Consider the following 21,744-nt stretch of genomic DNA (forward strand, 5'->3'; position numbering starts at 1 on the left):
AAATATAAAGTTATAATTTTTTGTTTGGTTACTCACCCCGTTTGCCAAGGCAGGCGGGGTTTGTTTTTTAGCGGAAGAGATTACCTATTCTGTGAAAGATTCGCCCGAAGAAAGTACGTTTATAGGGTTGTGCGAATCCTACAACCACTTCATCATATAACGGTGTATCTTCTGCAAGGATAATGTTGATTGCTTCCGATTTTTTGATTGATTTTGTTTTAAATCCTATCAAAGATATTTCAATTCTATCTTCTTCGTTAGCTTCCAAATAAAAAATCCCGTCAGAATCAGATGAAGTTTGTTTTCCGTTGGTGAGGTTTTTAATTGTTGCATAAGGTAAAGGCATCTTTTGCTCATCGACTACTCTACCTTTTATAGTACCGATTAAAGATGTTTTTGCTGCCTCGGCGGAATCAGTAATGAATTTATTATTATCTTTTTCAGTAATAAGAATCGGCGATCCCTGCGCCATTGCTTTTTGCGCAGCAGGTAGGAGCAGACTTAAAAATGTAAATCCTGCAAGCACTGAATAGCCTTTTTTCTTTTTAGGAACTACAAGATCACGGTCTAGTTGGGTATTTATAAAACGTCCGCACAGGTTTTTATCCTGTTTTAGTGCTTCGGCTATCTCCCGGTCTGATGCTTTGGTAAAGTCGATCACCTGCTTTTGGCATGCCATGCAAAACCTGCCCCTTTCGGCAGGAGCCATAGTGTCCCAGTTTTCGTGGCACGGCTTAGGGATGGATATTTGTATGCGGTTATTCATTTTTACTGAAAAGGTTACCTATTTTGTGAAAGATTCGTCCGAAAAAAGTACGTTTCTGAGTAATTATTTTTCTTTCAATAACCGCTACCGCACCGGTGATAACGGATATTCTATGCGAACGATATGCTGTTACAACAGCTCCATGATCCTCCTGTAATATAGTTGTAATAGGAGTTATATCTTTAATTAAAATCTCATTTGTTGAATAACCAATGGTTTCAAAAACAAGTTTATCTCCTATGTTTGCCTGTATTTTAAATGTGCCTGTACTGTCGGTTTCAGTTAATGTAGGTTTACCTTTTATTAATACCGTGACGCTCACCAGGGGCTTGTTAGTACTGTCTACGACAGTGCCTGTAATAATAACAGGATGCAGTTGATGTTTCTTAATTTTTTTTGTTGTGGTTTTGGTATGGGTAACCTGTTGAGATTTCTTTTTCTCCTGTGCAGTAGCACTAAGTGTAATTAGGCTAAGCGCAAAAGCAAGTACAGTAGTTATGCTGTTTTTTTCTTTGCGGATTGTTACATTACGATTTAGTTGCGTACTTACAAAACGCCCACACAGGTTTTTATCCTGTTGCATTGCAGCCACAATTTCCCGGTCTGATGCTTTGGTAAAGTCGATCACCTGCTTTTGGCATGCCATGCAAAACCTGCCCCTTTCGGCAGGAGCCATAGTGTCCCAGTTTTCGTGGCACGGCTTAGGGATGGATATGCGTATACGGTTGGTCATAAGCCAAATATAATAATTTTACGGCGAAAAAAGGCAGTTGCCGTTAGCAACCTTTATCAAAAGTATAATGGTTTGAGGCATGACATTACAGAAAGGGTGTAAGCTTGCAATTTAACCAGAACTTTAAACCTCACTAAAGAAGAAATTCTTTGAAGAAAGTTTAGTAGCTTTATTACAAATATGTTACCTACTGTTAAAAATTATGGAAAAATTAAGAGTAAGAGATGAAGATTTAGAATTTGCAGGCATAGATGGCGGCGGAATTGCTATGTATACGTATCAGGGTAAGCCTTTTACGGGAATCATAGAAGACTATTTTTTTGAAAATGAAGAACAACTTGCTAGCGAAACGGAGTATTTAGACGGATATCAGCAGGGAATTGAGACTACATATCATGAAAATGGGAAAATTGCTACACATTTTACATCAAGCAACAATAAGTTACATGGTGAATGCAAACAATGGGATGAAGATGGAAATCTGATATCGCACTCTTTCTGGCACAATGGGGAACTCTTTAAAAAAATTAAATAAATATTTCTTTTATAAACCTTGTTTTCAGGTGAACATCCATTGAGTAATATAGCAACCCAACGTGCTCTTTGTGCCTCATCCAACGTCGTGTAAGAAACAATTCTACGAAAGAAGTTAGTTCTACTCAATTTAAATAAAAACCCGTGGTGCAGTAGTAATTATCCAAATAAGTATGTACAACGGGTTATAGTAGTATTTTTTTTAAAACACTTATTGCTTTAAAAGAAACGGTAGCCCACACCAAACGTCCATATTGGGTTGTTATGTGCATCAAACCCATAATAAGGGGTAATAAACATTAAGTGGCTGTATTCTACAATAGGGGATACAGCGAGTTTTGGTGCCGCCTTTCCCCTTGCTACAAAAAGCGAAGGGAATGCACCCACGCCCACTTTAAACTTCTTGCTGAACTTATATTTAAGGCTTGGCCCACCTACATTTATACCAAAACTTTTGCTGCCGTAACTTATGGCAAGCATACCGTCAAATCCAGCTTCGACGTTTTTAGGCATCGTTTTTTTAGGCTCGGTGTCTGTGGTGGCGGGTTGCTGTTGGGCATATGTAACCACTGCCGAAAATATCAGCAACGCTGTAATGACATATTTTTTCATGAAACTATTTCTTGATGATAAGTAACGATGGTGTATTGTTTAGCCACTCACTGCGCAGTTCTATCTGCTTTTTCCAACTTTCCTTGCTTATAATAAGGAGGTCATGGCTTTGCAGATACTCTCTCTCCATTTTTTTCTGGCTCAGTAACTGAATGTGGTTTGGCACTACTTGCTCCACGCTACGTATACTTTCTTTAATATGCGGATTGTTCTTTACAAATCCATCAGCATCCAGTATGGTTACCTGAGATCCTGCATTTGCTATAAGCTTGTGCGCATATTCTATCAGGAAAGCATCATCTTCATCAAAAAGCGTAAGGAAAATACGGTCTGTACAGTTAAAACCTTTGTCTACCAGTATACCCACCGGAGTTTGGGTCTTACTAAGAATTTGCTGGGTTTTATCGTCAAACGGTGAATTTTCAAACAGTTTTTCTTTACCCGTTACGGTATTCAGGAGGCTTTCCGGGTTTATAATCCTCGTAGTAAAGCCCAGGATTTTACCCAGCAGGGTTCCTTCAAATATAGATTGCCCTATGTCTATCAGTACCAGGTCAAATTCGCCTTTATTAGCCACAGTAGCTATGTCGCTGTCTATGTCGCTGGTTGCTTTAAACAACGTGGTCACATTTTGGCCTAAATCTTCTGCTTCTACCAGCACGGGTTTAAAGGCCTGCTCTTCATACTCCTGTAAGTTAAACGTATGTATTTCTGAACTTTGCGGAACGTGCATTGCCGTAACCATAGCGTTAGTGTTCATCTTGGCTACAAAAGCATGGGCAAGTTTTAGCAGCGGTTTGGCACTTTCCGGGCTGTCAAAAGAAAACAGTACTTTAAAGCGGCTCGCCTGCCTGATTTCTGTAGGAATATAGTTTTTGCCACGGTTATAAATAAGCCCTATAAGATCTAATAATGGCCCTGTCATAAACGTGGTGGTAAGTGCCATAATAACCATCATAGAGAAGATTTCTTTAGACAGCACACCAAGGTCAAACCCTATGTTTAGTACAATAAGCTCCATAAGCCCACGGGTATTCATAAGAGCACCTATGGTAAGGCTGTCGCGCCAGTTTTGACCCACAAACCGAGCTGTAACGGCACTACCCACAAATTTACCTACTACGGCTACCGCTATAATAAGTCCGCATACCTTCCACATTTCTACGTCGTTTAGCAGGCCTATTTGCGTACGTAAACCCGTAAACACAAAAAACAGTGGCAGTAGCATTACCTGAGATACATCTTCTACCTTTTCAATAAATATACTCCTGAAACGCATATTTTCGGGCATAATGGCGCCTGCCATAAACGCCCCGAACAGCGCATGTATACCTATTACCTCTGTGGTATATGCCGATATTAAAAGCGTAAGGAAAAATATGGCTACAACCTGTTTGGTAATGTTTTCTTTGTTAGAATACAATTCGCCAATACGTTTAAGGAACGGGCGAACCACAAACAGCATAAGCAGCACGTAACCTACAGAAAGTGCAATTATGTATAGTGAACTTATAAACGAACCAGCTTTTACAATGGCTATTACCGCTGCCAAAATACACCACGCAGTAACATCGTCTGCGGCGGCGCAGGTAATTACCATGGCGCCTATACGCGTGCGGTGCAGGCCACGTTCCTGTACTATGCGCGCTAGTACGGGGAACGCTGTTATACTCATGGCTATACCTAAAAATAACCCGAACGAACCAAAGCTTACGCCTTGTGGGGCAAATTGGTTGTAAATAAAATAGGCCAATACAATACCGAACGTAAACGGTATTATAATACTGGCGTGGCTTATAATTACGGCATCTTTAGCTTTGTTTCGCAGTACGCTGAGGTCCAGCTCCATACCTATAACGTACATAAACAATATAAGTCCTATCTGGCTAAGAAATTGCAGGTTACCCAAAGATTCGGGCGGGAAAAGCAAGGCAGAATATTCCGGGAAAAATGTACCTACTAATGAAGGCCCTAATACAATACCGGCTATCATTTCGCCAATAACAGTGGGCTGCCCCAGTTTTTTACATATCCATGCAAAGAAGCGTGCCACAAAAAGTATGGTTATGATTTGAACCAAAAGCAGTGCCAACGGATGGCTCAGGTTATGAAACAGCGTATCTACAAAATCCTGCCACTGTCCTTTGCCACTAGCTTTTTCGGTAATAACACGGTTTGCCTCCAGCGATTTTCCGTTTTTCATGGCCCAGTAAATAATAGCAGAAAATACGGCTACTACTATGGCGTAAAAAATGCTGTTCCTGAATTTTTTCATTTTATTGGTTTTAGCAGCGCAATATTAGGCAGCTTTTTTTTAAACCAATAGTTGCAAAAACCGTTTTGCAGCAAGGGCGGGAAAAATTGTAATGAAATCTTAAAATTTTAACAAATACCTTTAAATCCGCACTTTTTTAATAAAGTCGTTACGGTAAATTTCGCTTAACGGAAAGGTGTAGTGGCTACCATCGGGTAATAGTTTATCGGCAGTAACAAGGTCGTGCGTGTAAAACTGAACGTGTTTAAGTGCTATGATAGCCTTTTTGTTAATGCGGCAAAACTCCTCTGCCGGAAGCATATCCAGCAGCTTTTCAAACGAACAGTTTTTAACCGTCATTTTTGTATTGTCGCTCATAAAAAGTATTTTGTCACGGCTGTCTACCTTACTGGTAACCAGGCAAAATATTTTATCGGTACTTATAAGTGCCTTACCCTTGTCAGTATTAAGCTGAATTTGTTTCGGGGCCGATGCAGCGGCCGGAGTGGCAGCAGCCAAAAACTGTGCTACTTTTTGTATGGCATGCTGTAGCCTTTCTGGTTTTACAGGCTTTACCACATAGTCTATGGCATCCCTGTCAAAGGCATCTACGGCAAAGTTTTTATAGGCAGTGGTAAAAATAATGGCTTTCCCCTTAAAGTGGTCTGCTACCTGAAGCCCGTTCATGCCCGGCATTTCTATATCAGTAATAAGCAGGTCAAATTCCAGTTTAGGAGCTTCCTCTAATAACGTGGCAGGGCTGTTAAATGCCTTAATTACTTCAAGTTCGGGTTGTTGCTCGCAAATCATTTTTAGTAGGGTAAGCCCCGGCAATTCATCGTCAAGCAGTAAGCATCTTATTTTTGTGTTCAAGCAGGTTGATTTTTAATTGTGCTACATAAACATCTTCTTCGGTATATCTTTCCAGCTTATAGCAGTTGTTGTACAGTATTTTTAGTCGTTGATCCAGCGTGCTGGCACCTATACCGCTATGCTCTTTTAAAAAAGCCGATTTTGGCGAAATCTTATTTTGCACCAATACCGAAAAAACGTTGTTTTTAAATTCTATTATTATAGATATAAACGCGTCAGGGCTTTGTAAATCAGCATGTTTAAACGCATTTTCAATCAAATCAATAGAAATCAGCGGAGCCAGTATTTTTTGTTCGTAAAGCTCATCCATTTCGTCTATTTTCTTTTTAACCGATATAGAAAAAAGCGGGCTAAGCTTTATTTTGTTTATCTCAATGAGATTTAGTGCAAAATCTATTTCTTCGCGCGGGCTTACATAACGGTTTTGGCTTTCGTACAAAATATAGTCCAGCACGTTACTAAGCTTATCCATGGCAAAGTACGTTTGGTACGCATGGCTTTGTATACTGTTAAGTATATTTTTAAACAGGTGCGGGTTCAGGCGGCTTTCAAGGGTTTGCAGTTGCAGGTTATTTGTTTTTGTTTCCAGCTCTACAAACTTTTTTTCCACCTCCTTGGTTACTTTTTTAGCCTTTTTATAGGCCGTAAAAAGCCATGCCGATACCGCGAGCAGTATACCCGTACTTACAGATAATGCTATTATTACCGTTTGTTCTGGCATTATTTGGCTACCGGTTTTCCGGCTTGGTTCCAGGCATCAAGGCCACCCTCCAGTTCTACAATGTGCTTAAAACCCTTTTGTTCCATAACTTGTACAGCTTCTGCACTGCGTGCGCCGGCCTTACAATATACGTATACAGTTTCGTCTTTATCCAGGCTATCCAGCCTTTGCTGAAAATCCTGGTCGTAAATATGGAGGTTTTTAGCACCCTCAATATGCCCTTCGTTGTACTCTTTAGGCATGCGTACGTCTACCAGTTGGCCTGCGTCATTTTTCATTTCCTGTTCAAAGGCTACCGGTGTTACCTGCTCAGTACCTGTTTTTTGCTCTTTTTTGCAAGCCGTTAGCAATGCCAGTGCCGTAAGGGCAAGGATATATTTTTTCATTTCTTTTGTTGCTGATTTACGTACCGCAAGGTACAAAATGTTTTATTTGGTTGTAAATGGCTTTTAAAGGTTACTTTAGCTGAGGCTGTGGATTTCTATCCAGTCTGTAATATATTCGGCCTGTTGTTGCCAACCAGGCAATGCTATTGAAAGATGATTCCTGCCGCCAAACTCTTTATAATCTGTAATAGAATGATCTTTAAGATAACGTGCATAGTTTTCGTAGTTAAGTGAGTTGGGTGTTATGCGGTCGTCTGTGCCAGTAATAAAAAGCAACGGAGGGTGCTGTTTTATAAAGTCTATCTTCGCCATATCTGTAAGTGCATCCCGTAATATCTGGCGTGATTCGGGTATGCAATACTGCTCATAGGTAGCCTTTTGTTCAGCGGCGCTGAGCCCGTTTGCAAACGAATAATTCCATTCGTTTTGCTCCATCATAAACACTTTTTTGCCAAAAGGTAAAAACCCTATGGGTTTCCAAACTGATTTTAAAAATGACCATTCAAACGAAAACACACCTTTTGGCGGTACACTGTGCAATGCCACCCCGGCGGCTACAACATTGCGGTTGACTAATACCTGCGCTATGAGCCCGCCCATTGCATGGCCTATAACTATAGGCTTTTCGGGCTGCTCTTTTGCTATTCTTTCGTAATGCGCTATAAGGTCAGATAAATGGAGTGCGCTAAAAGCTTTATTATCAGGCAGTGATTGTTTTAGTTGTGCTGCGGTTCCCTGCTTATGTGGCCATGCCGGGGCTATTGCATTAAACCCTTTTTCGGTAAAAAAGTTAATCCAAGGCTCCCAGATGCTGTTATGTACAAAGGCACCGGTAATAAATATGATGGTTTGTTGTTTCTTCATTAAATTGTGGAGTAGGGGGCAATATAGAGTGGCAATAGCATTTACGCTCCTGCCAGCACATCATTTATTTCCGGACGTTTTTCAAACATCCGTTTTGCAAAAGAGCAAACCGGTATTATTTTAACGCCTTTTTGTCTTGCGAAGTCTACCGCTGCATTAAGCAGTACGGTACCCACGCCTTTAAACTCTGGTTTACCTATGGTGTGTTCTATGATAAAAGTATGCTCATCGTGCCAGGTGTATGATATAATTCCGGCTTCAGCGCCATTTTCAAACGCCCTGAATGATCCTTTGCTACCGTTATCGCTGTGTTTTATTTCCATTATTGTTTTTTTATGGTCAGGTTAGGATTTATCTCGGGTAATGGTACACGCCCGTGTTCACCGTGTATTTTAGGAAATTCATCGTTCATCCATCGTTTTTTTGCATCTTCGATTAGCTGAGCATCACTCGAAACAAAATTCCAGTAGATGTATCTTGGCTCTGCCAAAGGTTCACCGCCAAAGAGGTAGAGCGTAGTGTTCGCCTGTATTACAAACTCACATAGTGTGGCATCCTTTGCTACCAGAAGTTGTTTCGGGCCAAAGGTATGACCTTCGGTTTCTACGCCACCTTCCAGTATATAAAGGCCGCTTTCGCCGTATAGCGCACCGTTAAACTGCACTGTTTGCGCTACGTCACTTTTTATTTCCAGCAGGTAAAGTGGGCTAAACACCGGAACGGCCGATTTGTGTCCCATGATTTCCCCGGCTATAAGTTTATATTGAAGTCCGTTTTCCTGCCATTCCGGCAATCCGGTTCCTTCTATATGGGCAAAGGATGGCTCGCACTGTTCCAGGTCTTTTGGTAGTGCTACCCATATCTGCAGCCCATGCAGGCTTTTATCACTTTGGCGCAGGTGCTCGGGTGTACGTTCAGAGTGTACAATACCCTTGCCGGATGTCATCCAGTTTACCTGTCCCGGTAAAATTTCAATTTCGTTGCCCAGGCTGTCGCGGTGCATTATGGCACCTTCAAACAGGTAGGTTAGGGTAGAGAGTCCTATGTGTGGATGCGGGCCCACGTCAAAATTTTCGTGGTCGCTTAATTTAGCTGGCCCCATGTGGTCTATAAAAGCAAATGGCCCTACGGTACGCTTTTCGCGGAAAGGCAACAGCCTGCCTACCCAAAAGTTACCAATATTGGCCGGACGCTCTTCTATGACCATATTGATGTTTGACATTATATAATCGTTTTCGTGATGTTAAATTACTAAATATTATAAAATACAGAAATCAAAAAATGTTAAATACATAATTATTGATCGGTTATTTTGTTGCATTACTGGTTTTCAGTTAGCTAACTTTTGTTAAAAAAATGATGCCCTGCATTACTGCAGGGCATCAAAGTAGTTGTGTTGTAAATGTATATTTAGTTTAGTGGTACAAGGTGCGCTTCTATATCTTCCCTTATATTTTCATATTTAGCAGGAAGTTTTAGTCCCTTGCCAAGGTCTTCCAGTGTTTCGTCTACCATAAACCCGGGGTTGTCGGTAGCTATTTCAAACAATACGCCTCCCGGTTCCCTGAAATAAAGGCTGTGGAAATAGTTGCGGTCTATCATAGGGGTTATATTTAGCCCACTGTTTGCTACTTTTTCACGGAAGTACATAAGCTGTTCATCATTTTTTACCCTAAAGGCTACGTGGTGTACAATACCGTTTGCCACATGGCCGCGTTTTTCGTCTTTTAAAGCTACAAGGTCTACAATAGCTGCCTGATCTACGGCATCTGTAGCATAGCGGTAGCGGTTAGCTTCTGCACTGATTAGTTTGTAACCAAAAATATCGGTAAGTACCGCTGCCGTTGCAGTAATGTCATTAAGGGTAAGCGTAATATTATGAAACCCCCTTGTAGCCATATCAGCTTTAACCTCGGCTGTTTCGTAAGGTTTGCGATCGTCTGTATCTACCTCGTACAATTCCAGTTTAAGTCCGTCCGGGTCAAGGAAGGTAAGGTAGCGCTCGCCAAACCTTGTTGCGGGTTTGTTATAAATAACATTGTATTGTTCAAAACGCGCCACCCATTTCTCAAGGCTGCCTTTAGGCACGGAGTAACCTATTTCGGTTGCCATGCCGCTACCGCGCCTGCCCTGTGGTATACCGGCTCCCCAAGGGAAAAACGTAAGTATAGTACCTGCACTGCCTACTTCATCTCCAAAATAAAAATGGTAGGTACCCGGATCGTCAAAGTTTACGGTTTTTTTTATGAAGCGTAAGCCTAACACGTTGCTGTAAAAATTAAAGTTCTTTTTGGCATCTCCTGCTATCGCAGTAATGTGGTGTATGCCGTATATCCTGTTTTCCATGATGCTGTTATTTAAAATGTTGTTGTTGTATTTTGATGATGTAAAATTACTTCCATACATCCTCCTGTGCATTGAACTAGGTTAAGAACGGACACAAGCGTTTTTATTAACAGATGATACGTAACCGTAGTAGATTGTTTAAATTTTGGCAGTCAGTAATTTATGATTGCCTTGTGATTTTTTTAAGAGTGATGCAGATACCTTTGAGTCAATTAAATGTGATATAGTACTTATGAAAAAGATTGCCCTGACCTTAATCATGGCTGCCGGAATCGGGATGGTTTCGTGCAAGTCGAACAAAACGGACGAAAACTCCGGAACAGCTGTAGACACCGCTGCCACCGTTACCGATAGCATTCCTGCATCGGGCGAAAGTGTAGCCCCGGCATCAGACAGCGTAGCCCCCACTACCGATACTGTTCCGAAGCAATAGTTATTGTTAAATCAGCGAACCGCCCCTAAGGCGGTTTTTTTTATCATTTAATTGTGAAACAGATAAGAAAATGTTGGGTTTATAGTAGGTAACTTTATACTATACATGTTGAAAAACAGTAAAGTATGAATGTTTTACCTAATCAGCAGCAGCATATAGTAGGTATACTGATTTTCGGGCCTATTATTTTTAAGGGGAATGCACCGCAAAATACTTCGGTGCAAGATACGATTACTGATAAACCGCTTTTCCCACGGCTAAACACAATGGAGAAAAGCGCAGATAATATTCAGATGAAGGAAAACAGGCAAATTCCATAAATGGATTTGTTTAAATTTGGGTAGTTAAGGGGAGCAGCTTCGCTATAAGGCGGAGCTGCTATTTTTTTATGGTAAGGTGTTGGGTTGTCACCGTTTTATTATTTAATTGTTATCAATCAAATGATGGCCGGGTAAATTATGTGAATTATTTATTATTTTTACAACTCATAGTTAAATTAAAACATTAACCTATCAACCATGAAGAAACAACTACTATTTAGCCTGGTAACCTTGGCTTTTTGCGCTACGGGTAATGCCCAAATAACAGCTATACCGGATGCTAAGTTTGAAGCATACCTTGTAGAAAAGAATATTGATACAGACGGGGTAGTGAACGGACAAATGGCTACAGCCGATGCCGAAGCCCTAACCACATTATCAATTAGCAATTATTCTTCCAATGGAGAATACATTTATGACCTTACCGGCATTGAAGCTTTTGTAAACCTGGAGTCACTTACGGTTCACAGCACCATGATTACAGAGCTTAATATTCAGGCGTTAACAAACCTAAGGAGTCTTGATTGTGCAGATAACAATCTTACTTCGTTAGATGTTTCTCATAATACATTGCTAACATCTTTAATAGTACAAGGCCTTGGAGATCTTTGGCCAATGAACCAAGTATCTCAACTGGATCTTAGCCATAATCCGCTAATTACAAATATACTAGCGATAGGGGTAGAGTTGATTGATCTTAGGAATGGTAATAACCAGCCACAAATGTCTATAACTATTGACTATAGTATGGGAGGTGTACCACCCGATTACATATCCGGGCACACCTGTATTTTAGTTGACGATGAAAATTTGGCCAGCGCAAATTCAGCTCCCTACAATACTTGGCGTATAACGTCTGAACATCGCACCTATTCATTGACAGAAACATGCGAAGTTAACAGAAAAGAGCATAAAGCTAACATGGTATCGGTTTATCCTAATCCGGCACAAGATGTATTCACCATTAACACTGCAAAAGGAGAAACGATTACAGATGCCTCTCTTTATGATATAACCGGCAGATTAGTAAAAAAATATGATGTGCTGCAAAATAGCTTTTCTGTGGCGGGAGTACAAAATGGAACGTATGTACTAAAAGTTGCCACAGCCACTACCTCTCAGGATATTAAATTGCTTGTAAACTAACTTAGTGGTTTGCTGATTATATAAAAAACGCGCTGTGTAAACAGCGCGTTTTTTATATAATCTTTTTTATAACCCTTAGTTTGTGGCTGTGCCTTTTGGTGTCTACGTTGTATATACCTAGGTGATCCAGTCGGTCTATGCGTACCTTGCCATGGGCGTGGATTATGTAATTGTCTTCCATAATAATCCCTACGTGAATAATACGTCCTTCGTCGTTATCAAAAAATGCCAGGTCGCCGGGTTCACTTTCCTCAATAAAGCTAAGTGCTTCGCCCTGTGTGGCCTGTTGGCTGGCATCACGCAATAGTTTATGGCCGTTTAGCTTGTATACCATTTGCACCATACCAGAGCAGTCTATGCCAAAAGGCGTTTTGCCACCCCACAAATACGGTGCGTTAAGGTACAGGTAGGCGGTATCTATAAGTTTTTGCTTGTCTTTTTTACCGGAAACTTTAAGCCCGTCAAAAAAATATTTTTCAGCGTTAAGTTCGCTATTTTCCAGAGCCGTAACCGATGCTCCCAGCGGAATGGGCAACAACTGGTTATCTGCCGAAGCCAGGTATTCTATAAGGTCGCCGTTCATAACCGGGTCTGTTTGTTGCATCAAGTTATACGCCGCTTCGCTTATGATACGAAACTGCTTGTTGTCTATCCAACCGTTATATCCGTCAAAGCCAAGCTCTATGCGGCTCCATTTTTCGGTTTGCTCCAGTATTTTAAAATGCTCGCCAAACAATACCTGGGTGGTAAGTTCGCTGCGGTCGCTGGGTTCCAGCCTTATGGGTACAATAGCAAGGTTACAGATACCAAACATCCTTTGACTTAATATTTTTTATTTTCTATAGAATTTGCTGTAGCGGTTTTCGCGTTGCTACAAATATAGCAGTAATTCTGAAGCTTTTTAGTAACTGTGGGTATTAACAAGCCTTTTGTGGAAAAATTTTTATCATAAAAAAACGGGACACAAATTTATTTGTGTCCCGGGTATTTATAGAATTTAGTTTGTGGTATTATGCTCTTTCAATAACAATAGCAGAAGCACCGCCACCACCATTACAAATGGCTGCCGCACCTATTTTGGCATTGTTTTGTTCCAGTACATTAATCAGGGTAACAATAATACGCGCTCCTGAAGCACCCAGCGGGTGGCCCAGCGATACCGCACCACCGTTTACGTTTATTTTGCTGCCATCTAAACCAAGGATTTTGGCATTAGCAAGGCCTACTACAGAAAACGCTTCGTTAAACTCAAAAAAGTCTACGTCTTCCTTAGTAATTCCTGCCTTGTTTAGTGCTACAGGTAGTGCCTTAGCAGGGGCAGTGGTAAACCATTTTGGTTCCTGCTCTGCATCAGCATAGCTTTTTATGTAAGCAAGCGGGGTAAGGTTTAGTTCCTTTGCCTTGTCTTCGCTCATAAGTACCAGTGCTGCCGCACCGTCGTTTATGGTAGAAGCATTTGCAGCTGTAACAGTACCGTCTTTTGTAAATACCGCGTTTAACGATGGTATTTTATCCAGCTTTACGTTAGTATATTCTTCGTCTTTGCTTACGATAACCGGTTCGCCACGGCGCTGAGGTACAGCCACCGGAACTACTTCGTTGTTAAACTTGCCTGCATCCCATGCAGCAGCCGAACGCTTGTATGAGCTTATCGCAAATTCATCCTGCTCTTCACGGCTTATTTTATATTCGGTAGCACAAAGGTCTGCACATACGCCCATGGCATTATTGTCGTAAGCATCGGTAAGGCCGTCTTTTTGAAGGCCGTCAATCATGGTTGCAGGGCCAAATTTGTACCCGTTCCTCATGTGTACGTAATGCGGAATCTGGCTCATGCTTTCCATACCCCCGGCTACCACAATTTCGGCATCGCCCAGTAATATGGCTTGTGCAGCCTGGCTAACGGCTTTCATACCGCTGGCACAAACTTTATTTACAGTAGTAGCTATAACATTATCGGGTAGGCCTGCCAGTTTAGATGCCTGCCTTGCCGGAGCCTGGCCTACACCTGCCTGTACTACATTACCCATTATTACCTCGTTTACCAGTTCTGGGTTAAGGTTTATTTTTTCAAGGGCACCTTTAATAGCAGCAGCACCCAGCTGAGGGGCAGTAAGGGTAGAAAGGCCGCCCATAAAGCTGCCTATAGGTGTACGCACTGCCGATACAATAACTACTTTTTTACTCATGGCTTTAAAAATCGTTTATTTTGTATTGTTTGTATTGCGAATTTAATGATTTGTTTGGCTTAAAAAAATTAATCTTTGAAAAATATTTATAAATGTGCCTTAAACCTTAAAAATAGATAAAATTTACGGGTGTTTTACCAAAACTACTTTTTATGCCCTAATATTGTACTGTATTAAATAATCGTATTATGAATGTAGTTGCCGTACTAATGGGGGTAGCCGCCCTTGTTTTTTTGGTAAATAAGGTATACCGCACGCCAGGCGATGTGGTTTTTACAGAATCTGACAAAACGTTTGAAGAAGAATTAACTGTAGCCGGAGGCGCTTTGCCGGTACTTACACCCGGCGACCAGGTGGTGTTTCAGGAGAGTGCCCATGCAGGAGAGGTTTTTGTAAAGGCCAAAAGCAATTCTGGGGTTTACCAAACTATAGGTACCCTTAATAACGTAGAGTTATATAAAAAGGTGCAACAGAAACGTGCGCGTGGTAAAATAGCCGCGGCAGAAGGCGGGGTAGTTAAAGTATCTTACAGCTATTCTTAAGTTACTTTATGTATAAAGGCAAAAACTCCCTATTACTAAGGGAGTTTTTTATTTTATGAGCTGTACTATTATCCTACAAGTGTTGCCGATAGTGTTTTTTCGGCATTAAGCACTTTAGATACAGGGCAAATTTCTTTAGCCTTTGCAGCAGTTTCCTGAAAATCCTGCTCGGTCATTCCCGGTACATTAGCTTCCAGTTTCAGGTGGATTTTTGTAATGGTACCATCTTCAAAAGTTACCTGAGCCTCTGTAGTTAGGTCTTCAGGGGTAAATCCTTTTTCAGAAATTAAAAAGCTTAACTGCATGGTGAAACAACCAGAGTGGGCCGCTGCTATTAGTTCTTCAGGGTTAGTGCCTATACCATCGGCAAAACGGGTTTTAAAAGAAAGCTGGGTATTGTTTAACACGGTGCTTTGTGTGGTTACGCTTCCTTTTCCTTCCATTCCTGTGCCTTTCCAGTTGGTGCTTGCGGTTCTTGTAAATTTCATGATAAATAAATTTTTAAAGTGATTATTGTTTATATTTTGTTTGTTGTGGCCTAACGGTTTTCGTAAAGTTATAAATTGCCTTAGCGCTTATTTGTTAAGCCTTTGTTATTTTTCTTATTATCAGTTTACTTGCGCATTTTGATGATACAAATATAAGTGGGTGGTTGTGTATAAATCAAATTAATAATTTTTTACCTTTATAAAATAATTTTATAATCATGACAATTCAACAGCTTAGATATATAGTAGCGTTAGACGAACACCGGCATTTTGCAAGGGCTGCAGAAGAATGTATGGTTACGCAACCGGGGCTTACCATACAGCTAAAAAATCTTGAGGAGGAAATAGGCATTAAGATATTTGATCGTACAAAAACACCCCTAAAGCCCACACAGGCGGGTGGAGAAATTATATTGCGGGCGCGAAAAGTATTGCGCGAAGCCGATGCTATACGCGATTATGTGGTAAATAAAAAAAACGATCTTGAAGGTACTGTAACCCTTGGGGTTATAAGTACGCTGTCTCCTTACTTAATCCCACAATTTATTAAGGCTATGGTGGGCGTGGCGCCTAAAATGGAGTTTGTTATAAAAGAAGGGGGTACAGGCGAACTGATGCATTGGCTGGAAACCGGCGCTATAGATGTGGCGCTTATGGCTACGCCTACCGGCCATGCAGCATTACATGAGTATCCGGTATTTACAGAGCCTTTTGTGGCGTACTTAAATCACGGCCATCCTATGATGAACGAACCTTTATATAAACTTCAGCCGCAGGATAGGCCTGAATTGTTGCTGCTGGAAAGTGAATATTGCTACAATGCCCAGCTATTGGATATTTGCGGATTAAAAGAAGGAGGGTACAAAAAAGAACGTTTTGTGTACGAAGTTAATTCGATAGAAACGCTTAAAAACCTCGTTAGGGCAGGGTTAGGGTTTGCCTTGGTTCCACAACTTTCGGTATTGCATGAGTCTGAAAATGGCTTTTATAAGCCCTTTGAAGAGCCGGTGCCGGTACGCGAAATTAGCCTGGTGGTTGCTGATACCTTTACACGTAAGTTGTTGCTCGAAAAGATGAGTGAGGTAATTTGGGGCTGTCTGCCCGATAATTTAAAACAAAATAAGCCGTACCGAAAAATCAGGTGGAATGATTCGCCTTATTTTATAGAAAAGGTTTCTGAAGCTATGAAAGGGTAGTAGCTTAGCCACGAATTACACAAATTTTCACAAATTGATATGCGGCGTTCCGTGTCTACTATAGGAGATATTTCTCTAGTTAAATATTTAAGATTTCTCCGCTGCGCTACAGTTAAAATGGAAGAAATTAAGCGCCCTTTGAATTTGTGAAAATTTGTGTAATTCGTGGCTAAGTGTATACTAAAACATATCTTCAAACTGTGCATACAGTACACCATCAGTAAGCGTGGCACCCTGTTGCATAAGGCTGAATATTTCACCATTACGGTCTTCGCCAAAATCTTTTTTTCCGCGGGTTACTTTTACGTCATCGCTAAAAATATTTTCATTTAGCCATAGAAGGCCATGCTCTGTTGTAAGGTCGGCATTAGGTGTATGGGCGTGTATAATAATGCTTTCCATACTTTCTTTTCCCATTTTAAACAAAAAAATATGATTAGGGCTGTAGTGTTCCAGCCATTGTGCTTTGTCTAGTACGTTTTCCCAAATCAGGTCGCTAAACACATCCAGTTCCTGTTCGGCTACTTCTGGTTTTTCTTTTTTTATGGTGTCCCACTCGTTGCGGTCTATCTGTTGCGATGCCAGAAAACGGCTAAATTCAGGGTGCAGTTCTTCAAGCTGTTCTTTTGTAAGGCGGATGTATTTCATCTGTAGAATATCTTTACCACCAATTATGCCAGTTATAACTAATTGGTAAATGTGTTTTTAAGTATTGTGTGTAATAATAATTTGTGCAAATTTGTGCAATTAGTGTTGAAATAACTAATCAATTTGCATAAAAAAAGCCTTCCGAAAGGAAGGCTTTAGTATTTTTAACTGTTCTAATTAGTTAGCAGCAGGTTGCTCAGCAACGATTTCGTAAGGAAGGTCTACGATAACTTCACGGTGAAGACGGATTGAAGCAGAGTACTTACCAGTACGCTTAACAATACCGCTTGTAATGAATTTTTTGTCGATAGACTGACCGTTAGCTTCAAGGGCAGCAGCAATATCAGCATTGGTTACAGAACCAAATAGTTTATCGCCACCTGCTTTAGCAGTGATTTTTATTTCAAGAGCTTTTATAGCTTCAGCGATAGCTTTAGCATCGTTAACTATTTTTTGCTCTTTAAAAGCCCTTTGCTTAAGGTTTTCAGCAAGTACTTTCCTTGCAGAAGGCGTTGCAACAACTGCAAATCCTTGTGGTATAAGATAGTTACGGCCGTATCCTGGCTTTACTGTAACGATATCATCTTTAAAACCTACGTTTTGTACGTCTTGTTTAAGTATAAGTTCCATAATCTTGCCTCTTTATTATTTTAGTAAATCAGCCACATATGGCATTAACGCTAGGTGACGAGCCCTTTTAACGGCTACAGATACTTTTCTCTGGTATTTAAGAGATGTACCGGTAAGGCGACGAGGAAGTATTTTACCTTGCTCGTTTACAAATTTAAGTAGGAAATCAGCATCTTTGTAATCTACATATTTGATACCTGATTTCTTGAAACGACAATACTTTTTAGTTTTGTTAGTTTCTATGTTTAAAGGCGTAAGATACCTGATATCTCCGTCTTTTTTTCCTTTAGCCGACTGTTCTATTGTTGACATGATTAGTTCGCTTTAGCTTTTAGTTTTTCCCTTCTTCTTTCTGCCCAAGATATAGCGTGCTTGTCTAGTGCTACGGTTAAGAAACGCATAACTCTTTCGTCACGACGGAATTCGGTTTCAAATCCGATTAGCGCCTCAGCAGGAGCTTTAAATTCAAACAGGTGGTAAAACCCGCTTTTTTTGTTCTGGATTTCATAAGCCAGTTTCTTAAGGCCCCAATCCTCTTTTGATACGAACTCTGCACCCTTAGAAGTAAGGTAGTCTTCAAACTTACTTACTGTTTCCTTTACCTGTGTTTCAGATAAAACGGGATTCAAGATGAAAACAGTTTCATAGTGATTCATAATACTATATTTATTTTGTTACAAAATTGGGTGCAAATTTAGTGCTTTTTATTTAACCTGCAACCCCCATTTTTAATTTTTAACCTATTATTTAAAACTGAATTTTTTATTTATATTTGTAAAGAATCCAACTCAAAACACGTTTAAAGATTACTAAACCTTTAAAAAAACGAATGACAGATGAAACTTAACTGTGTTGTTGTTGACGATAGCACGATACAAAGAATAACTATAGCGAAGCTCGTTAACGAGCATCCTAACCTTGTTTTAGTAGGGGATTTTTCTAATGCATCTGAAACCCGGAACTGTATTATAAATAAGGATGTAGACTTGTTATTTCTTGATATTGAGATGCCTGTACAAACAGGTTTTGATTTGCTCGATGGCCTTAAGGTAAGGCCGCAAATTATTTTTATTTCTTCTAAAAGCGACTACGCACTTAAGGCATTTGACTATGCAGCACTGGATTACCTGCATAAACCGGTTACAAAAGAGCGCTTTAATAAAGCGGTACAAAAAGCCCTGGATATGAAATCCCTGCAAAAAGACGGGGTAGAAGAAGAGGGCGAATTTATTTTTGTAAAAAGTAACCTTAAAAATTTAAAGGTATACATTGCTAAAATCCGCTGGGTCGAGGCTCTGGGCGATTACATTAAGATTATTACCGAAGACGAATCACACCTGGTACTTTCCACCATGAAGTCTTTTGAAAACGAACTTCCCGCAGAAAAATTTATGCGTGTGCATAAATCATATATTATAAACCTTGATAAAGTAGACCGCTTTAACAGCAAGTTTGCCGAAATAGGCGACACTAAAATCCCGCTGAGCCGTAATAAAAAGGAAGATCTTGTAAATGTGCTTAACAGGCCGCAATAATTTAGCTTAACCAAATCCACTTTTACTTATAATATACAATTAAGAGCTGCCCTGTGCAGCTCTTAATTGTTTAATATGGGTCGGCATTGGCGGTAACCTTAACCGAACGGTATTGTGGTATGGCCTCCATGCTTTCTAATATGCGGAGTATATTGCGCTTAGTGGTGCCTATAGCTGCACCCAGTGGTATTTTTACCATAATAGTACGTATGTACTCGTTTCTGATTCTGCTTATTGCGGGTTCTTCAGGACCTAATATGGGCATTTGCAGCTGCTGGTTCAGAACGTTGTACAGCCAAAACGCTGCTTCTTTCAGCTTTTCGTAATCTTTGTGCTTTAAGGTAAGCCGTACCAAACGGAAGTAAGGCGGATATTTAAAATTCTTTCGTTCGTAGAGCTGCTCTTTAAACATACCTTCATAGTCGCCTTCGGTAACCTGGCGGATAATGTTGTGCATTACATTATAGGTTTGTATGTACACTTTTCCGCGTTCATCCTTACGCCCCGCGCGCCCCGCTACCTGCACCATCATTTGGTACGCGCGCTCAAAAGCACGGAAGTCGGGCTGAAAAAGCATATTGTCGGCATTAAGTATCCCTACAAGGCCCACGTTATCAAAATGAAGGCCCTTTGCCAGCATTTGGGTGCCCACAAGTATATCTATTTCATGGTTTTTAAAAGCATCTATTATCTTCTCATAACCATGTTTACCCCTGGTAGTATCCTGGTCCATGCGCCAGGCATTTTTGGTAGGGAACAAGGTTTTAAGTTCCTGCTCTATCTGTTCTGTGCCAAAGCCTTTTGTACTTATGTCTACGCTGTGGCAGTGGTGGCAGTGCGTGGGCATGGCTATGTGGTAGGCGCAGTAGTGGCAACGCAGCTGGTTTTTAAACTTATAATACGTAAGGCTTACATCGCATTGCGGGCATTGCGGCACGTGTCCGCAATTCATGCACTCTACCCAGGGCGAGTAGCCCCTGCGGTTTTGGAACAAAATAACCTGCTTGCCCAGCGCCATAGTTTCGGCCATGGCTTCGGTAAGCGTATCGCTAAAGTGGCCGGTCATTTGCTTGCGCTTGTACTTGTCTTTCAGGTCTACCAAAATAATTTCAGGGGGAAGCACTTTGCCAAAACGCTCCTTTAACTCAGCAAAGGCATACTTGCCGCTTTGTACGTTCATGTAGCTTTCTATGCTTGGCGTAGCCGATCCCAGCAGCACTTTTGCCCCGAAATAATTAGCCAGTACAATGGCGGCATCCCGGGCATGATAGCGCGGCGCAGGGTCTTGTTGTTTAAAGGTTTGCTCATGCTCCTCGTCTATAACAATAAGGCCCAGGTTTTGAAAAGGCAGGAATAAAGCCGAACGCGCTCCTATGACCACCTGTGCCTTTTCGCTTTGGCTCAGCACCTGGTTCCAAACCTCTATGCGTTCGTTGTTGGTGTATTTACTGTGAAATACCGCAACTTTATTACCAAAATACGCCGAAAGACGGTGTACCAGTTGGGTTGTAAGCGCAATTTCGGGTAACAGATATAACACCTGCTTGCCCGAATTAATATATTCTTCAATCAGTTTTATGTACACCTCTGTTTTTCCGCTGCTGGTAATGCCGTGCAGCAGGGTAACGGGCAGCAGCCCGAAACCGGCTTTTATGGTGTTAAAGGCTATTTGCTGGCGTTCGCTAAGGGTAAAACCGGCCTCATCGCTCCCGGAAAAGCTTACGCGGTCTTCCTGCAAAAAGTATTCTTCAAAGATATTTTTGTCTACCAATGATTTTACTACTGCCGCTGTACTGCCTGCCGACTCTATAAGTGCCTTTACCGTTATGGGTTTGCGCTCGCGTGCCTGAAGCTGAAAGTAGTGCAGCACCAGTTCGCGTTGTTTTTGTGCGCGGCTTAGCAGTTCCAGTAATCCGCTGAGTTGTTCCTCCTGTAAAAATTCCTCTTGCAGGCGGATGTAACGGATAACTTTTGGCTTGTACTTTTCGGTAATTTCTTCCTGAAGTACCACCACGTTCTTTTTTAGCAGGCGGTTAAGGGTGGGGAGTACCGTTTTTTTGTTGAGTATTGCAGCTACTTCCTGCACCTTTATGGCACTCTGTTTTTGCAGCGCCTCATAAATCAGGTATTCATCATCGGTAAGAGAGCCTGTTTCCGGGCGGAAGTCTTTCGTGGGGGTTATTATGGTTTCGCTTTCCAGCAGCAGCCCGCTGGGTAAAGCCGACCTGTACACCTCGCCCACGGTACACATGTAGTAGGATGCTATCCATTCCCAGTGTTTAAGCTGGTTAGGGGTTACAATAGGTGCATCGTCCAGTATTTGGTCAATGTCCTTTGCCTGATAAAGCTGCGGAGGGTTTTGGTGCAGCGAATGTACCAGCCCAGTGTACAGCTTGTTTTTACCAAAGGGCACCGCCACGCGCATACCCGGCTGCAAAAACGTATACTCTGCCGCATTAACGGCATACGTAAACGTTCGGGGTACCGATAGCGGCAGTATTACTTCAATAAAATAAGGCATGGAGTGT

26 protein-coding genes are annotated in these 21,744 nt (G+C 41.2%); 7 read left to right on the forward strand and 19 right to left on the reverse strand.

Annotated features, from left to right (window positions below):
• Nucleotides 1-67: 67 nt before the first annotated feature.
• Nucleotides 68-709: a carboxypeptidase-like regulatory domain-containing protein gene (locus tag ACLI08_RS06275; protein WP_411427609.1), complete on the reverse strand. Its 642-nt coding sequence runs from the start codon at nucleotides 707-709 to the stop codon at nucleotides 68-70.
• 49 nt (nucleotides 710-758) lie between these two features.
• Nucleotides 759-1,499 (reverse strand): carboxypeptidase-like regulatory domain-containing protein, encoded by a 741-nt coding sequence (locus tag ACLI08_RS06280; protein WP_411427610.1) that lies wholly within the window; start codon nucleotides 1,497-1,499, stop codon nucleotides 759-761.
• A gap of 202 nt (nucleotides 1,500-1,701) precedes the next feature.
• Here ACLI08_RS06280 and ACLI08_RS06285 point away from each other — a divergent pair, with 202 nt between their 5' ends.
• Nucleotides 1,702-2,034 carry a toxin-antitoxin system YwqK family antitoxin gene (locus tag ACLI08_RS06285; RefSeq protein ID WP_411427611.1) on the forward strand — a complete coding sequence of 111 codons (333 nt, stop codon included), beginning with the start codon at nucleotides 1,702-1,704 and terminating at the stop codon, nucleotides 2,032-2,034.
• Nucleotides 2,035-2,252: 218 nt separating this feature from the next.
• Here ACLI08_RS06285 and ACLI08_RS06290 read toward each other — a convergent pair whose 3' ends face one another.
• The 9 genes from ACLI08_RS06290 to ACLI08_RS06330 form a co-directional block, all read right to left on the reverse strand.
• Nucleotides 2,253-2,645, reverse strand: coding sequence for a hypothetical protein (locus tag ACLI08_RS06290; RefSeq protein ID WP_411427612.1), 393 nt, complete (start codon nucleotides 2,643-2,645; stop codon nucleotides 2,253-2,255).
• 4 nt (nucleotides 2,646-2,649) lie between these two features.
• A complete protein-coding gene (locus ACLI08_RS06295) occupies nucleotides 2,650-4,920 on the reverse strand; it encodes a cation:proton antiporter (protein ID WP_411427613.1) in 2,271 nt (756 codons plus the stop codon).
• A gap of 120 nt (nucleotides 4,921-5,040) precedes the next feature.
• The gene (locus tag ACLI08_RS06300; RefSeq protein ID WP_411427614.1) at nucleotides 5,041-5,772 is read right to left on the reverse strand and encodes a LytR/AlgR family response regulator transcription factor; all 732 of its coding nucleotides are present in this window, start codon (nucleotides 5,770-5,772) and stop codon (nucleotides 5,041-5,043) included.
• A complete protein-coding gene (locus tag ACLI08_RS06305) occupies nucleotides 5,741-6,493 on the reverse strand; it encodes a sensor histidine kinase (protein ID WP_411427615.1) in 753 nt (250 codons plus the stop codon). Before ACLI08_RS06305 ends, ACLI08_RS06300 begins: the two co-directional genes overlap by 32 nt.
• Nucleotides 6,493-6,879 (reverse strand): rhodanese-like domain-containing protein, encoded by a 387-nt coding sequence (locus ACLI08_RS06310; protein WP_411427616.1) that lies wholly within the window; start codon nucleotides 6,877-6,879, stop codon nucleotides 6,493-6,495. The genes ACLI08_RS06305 and ACLI08_RS06310 overlap by 1 nt, the downstream gene beginning before the upstream one ends.
• Before the next feature lie 75 nt (nucleotides 6,880-6,954).
• Nucleotides 6,955-7,743 carry an alpha/beta hydrolase gene (locus ACLI08_RS06315; RefSeq protein ID WP_411427617.1) on the reverse strand — a complete coding sequence of 263 codons (789 nt, stop codon included), beginning with the start codon at nucleotides 7,741-7,743 and terminating at the stop codon, nucleotides 6,955-6,957.
• Between the two features lie 41 nt (nucleotides 7,744-7,784).
• Nucleotides 7,785-8,066 carry a GNAT family N-acetyltransferase gene (locus ACLI08_RS06320; protein WP_411427618.1) on the reverse strand — a complete coding sequence of 94 codons (282 nt, stop codon included), beginning with the start codon at nucleotides 8,064-8,066 and terminating at the stop codon, nucleotides 7,785-7,787.
• On the reverse strand, nucleotides 8,066-8,965 hold the full coding sequence (locus tag ACLI08_RS06325; protein WP_411427619.1) for a pirin family protein: 900 nt from the start codon (nucleotides 8,963-8,965) through the stop codon (nucleotides 8,066-8,068). The genes ACLI08_RS06320 and ACLI08_RS06325 overlap by 1 nt, the downstream gene beginning before the upstream one ends.
• Before the next feature lie 188 nt (nucleotides 8,966-9,153).
• Nucleotides 9,154-10,089, reverse strand: coding sequence for a ring-cleaving dioxygenase (locus ACLI08_RS06330; RefSeq protein ID WP_411427620.1), 936 nt, complete (start codon nucleotides 10,087-10,089; stop codon nucleotides 9,154-9,156).
• A 232-nt stretch (nucleotides 10,090-10,321) separates the two neighbouring features.
• On the opposite strand from ACLI08_RS06330, the gene ACLI08_RS06335 reads away from it, so the two are divergent.
• From ACLI08_RS06335 to ACLI08_RS06345, 3 genes are all read left to right on the forward strand, one after another.
• Nucleotides 10,322-10,522, forward strand: a complete 201-nt coding sequence (locus tag ACLI08_RS06335; RefSeq protein ID WP_411427621.1) for a hypothetical protein — start codon at nucleotides 10,322-10,324, stop codon at nucleotides 10,520-10,522.
• A 125-nt stretch (nucleotides 10,523-10,647) separates the two neighbouring features.
• Nucleotides 10,648-10,842, forward strand: coding sequence for a hypothetical protein (locus ACLI08_RS06340; protein WP_411427622.1), 195 nt, complete (start codon nucleotides 10,648-10,650; stop codon nucleotides 10,840-10,842).
• Between the two features lie 198 nt (nucleotides 10,843-11,040).
• The gene (locus tag ACLI08_RS06345; protein ID WP_411427623.1) at nucleotides 11,041-11,988 is read left to right on the forward strand and encodes a T9SS type A sorting domain-containing protein; all 948 of its coding nucleotides are present in this window, start codon (nucleotides 11,041-11,043) and stop codon (nucleotides 11,986-11,988) included.
• Between the two features lie 52 nt (nucleotides 11,989-12,040).
• On the opposite strand, the gene ACLI08_RS06350 is transcribed toward ACLI08_RS06345, so the two are convergent.
• Complete coding sequence (locus ACLI08_RS06350; protein WP_411427624.1) at nucleotides 12,041-12,802, reverse strand: NlpC/P60 family protein; 762 nt, start codon at nucleotides 12,800-12,802, stop codon at nucleotides 12,041-12,043.
• A gap of 196 nt (nucleotides 12,803-12,998) precedes the next feature.
• Nucleotides 12,999-14,177: an acetyl-CoA C-acyltransferase gene (locus ACLI08_RS06355; RefSeq protein WP_411427625.1), complete on the reverse strand. Its 1,179-nt coding sequence runs from the start codon at nucleotides 14,175-14,177 to the stop codon at nucleotides 12,999-13,001.
• Nucleotides 14,178-14,365: 188 nt separating this feature from the next.
• Here ACLI08_RS06355 and ACLI08_RS06360 point away from each other — a divergent pair, with 188 nt between their 5' ends.
• On the forward strand, nucleotides 14,366-14,719 hold the full coding sequence (locus tag ACLI08_RS06360) for a hypothetical protein (RefSeq protein WP_411427626.1): 354 nt from the start codon (nucleotides 14,366-14,368) through the stop codon (nucleotides 14,717-14,719).
• Nucleotides 14,720-14,787: 68 nt separating this feature from the next.
• Here ACLI08_RS06360 and ACLI08_RS06365 read toward each other — a convergent pair whose 3' ends face one another.
• The gene (locus ACLI08_RS06365; protein ID WP_411427627.1) at nucleotides 14,788-15,207 is read right to left on the reverse strand and encodes an OsmC family protein; all 420 of its coding nucleotides are present in this window, start codon (nucleotides 15,205-15,207) and stop codon (nucleotides 14,788-14,790) included.
• A gap of 218 nt (nucleotides 15,208-15,425) precedes the next feature.
• On the opposite strand from ACLI08_RS06365, the gene ACLI08_RS06370 reads away from it, so the two are divergent.
• Nucleotides 15,426-16,403, forward strand: a complete 978-nt coding sequence (locus ACLI08_RS06370; protein ID WP_411427628.1) for a LysR substrate-binding domain-containing protein — start codon at nucleotides 15,426-15,428, stop codon at nucleotides 16,401-16,403.
• Between the two features lie 180 nt (nucleotides 16,404-16,583).
• Here ACLI08_RS06370 and ACLI08_RS06375 read toward each other — a convergent pair whose 3' ends face one another.
• From ACLI08_RS06375 to rpsF, 4 genes are all read right to left on the reverse strand, one after another.
• Nucleotides 16,584-17,051, reverse strand: coding sequence for a DUF6495 family protein (locus ACLI08_RS06375; protein WP_411427629.1), 468 nt, complete (start codon nucleotides 17,049-17,051; stop codon nucleotides 16,584-16,586).
• 177 nt (nucleotides 17,052-17,228) lie between these two features.
• Nucleotides 17,229-17,681 carry a 50S ribosomal protein L9 gene (gene rplI / locus ACLI08_RS06380; RefSeq protein WP_411427630.1) on the reverse strand — a complete coding sequence of 151 codons (453 nt, stop codon included), beginning with the start codon at nucleotides 17,679-17,681 and terminating at the stop codon, nucleotides 17,229-17,231.
• Nucleotides 17,682-17,696: 15 nt separating this feature from the next.
• On the reverse strand, nucleotides 17,697-17,993 hold the full coding sequence (gene rpsR, locus ACLI08_RS06385) for a 30S ribosomal protein S18 (protein ID WP_322624722.1): 297 nt from the start codon (nucleotides 17,991-17,993) through the stop codon (nucleotides 17,697-17,699).
• Nucleotides 17,994-17,995: 2 nt separating this feature from the next.
• Entirely contained in the window at nucleotides 17,996-18,337 is a 342-nt protein-coding gene (gene rpsF, locus ACLI08_RS06390) for a 30S ribosomal protein S6 (protein WP_322624723.1), read from the reverse strand.
• A gap of 180 nt (nucleotides 18,338-18,517) precedes the next feature.
• Between rpsF and ACLI08_RS06395 the strand changes: the two genes are divergently transcribed.
• Nucleotides 18,518-19,216 (forward strand): LytR/AlgR family response regulator transcription factor, encoded by a 699-nt coding sequence (locus tag ACLI08_RS06395; protein ID WP_411427631.1) that lies wholly within the window; start codon nucleotides 18,518-18,520, stop codon nucleotides 19,214-19,216.
• A 70-nt stretch (nucleotides 19,217-19,286) separates the two neighbouring features.
• Here the strand turns inward: ACLI08_RS06395 and priA are convergent, their stop codons facing one another.
• A complete protein-coding gene (priA, locus tag ACLI08_RS06400; protein ID WP_411427632.1) occupies nucleotides 19,287-21,737 on the reverse strand; it encodes a primosomal protein N' in 2,451 nt (816 codons plus the stop codon).
• Nucleotides 21,738-21,744: the final 7 nt, after the last annotated feature.

Origin of the sequence: Flavobacterium sp. RNTU_13 (assembly GCF_046614455.1) — a bacterium.
Classification (GTDB): domain Bacteria; phylum Bacteroidota; class Bacteroidia; order Flavobacteriales; family Flavobacteriaceae; genus Flavobacterium.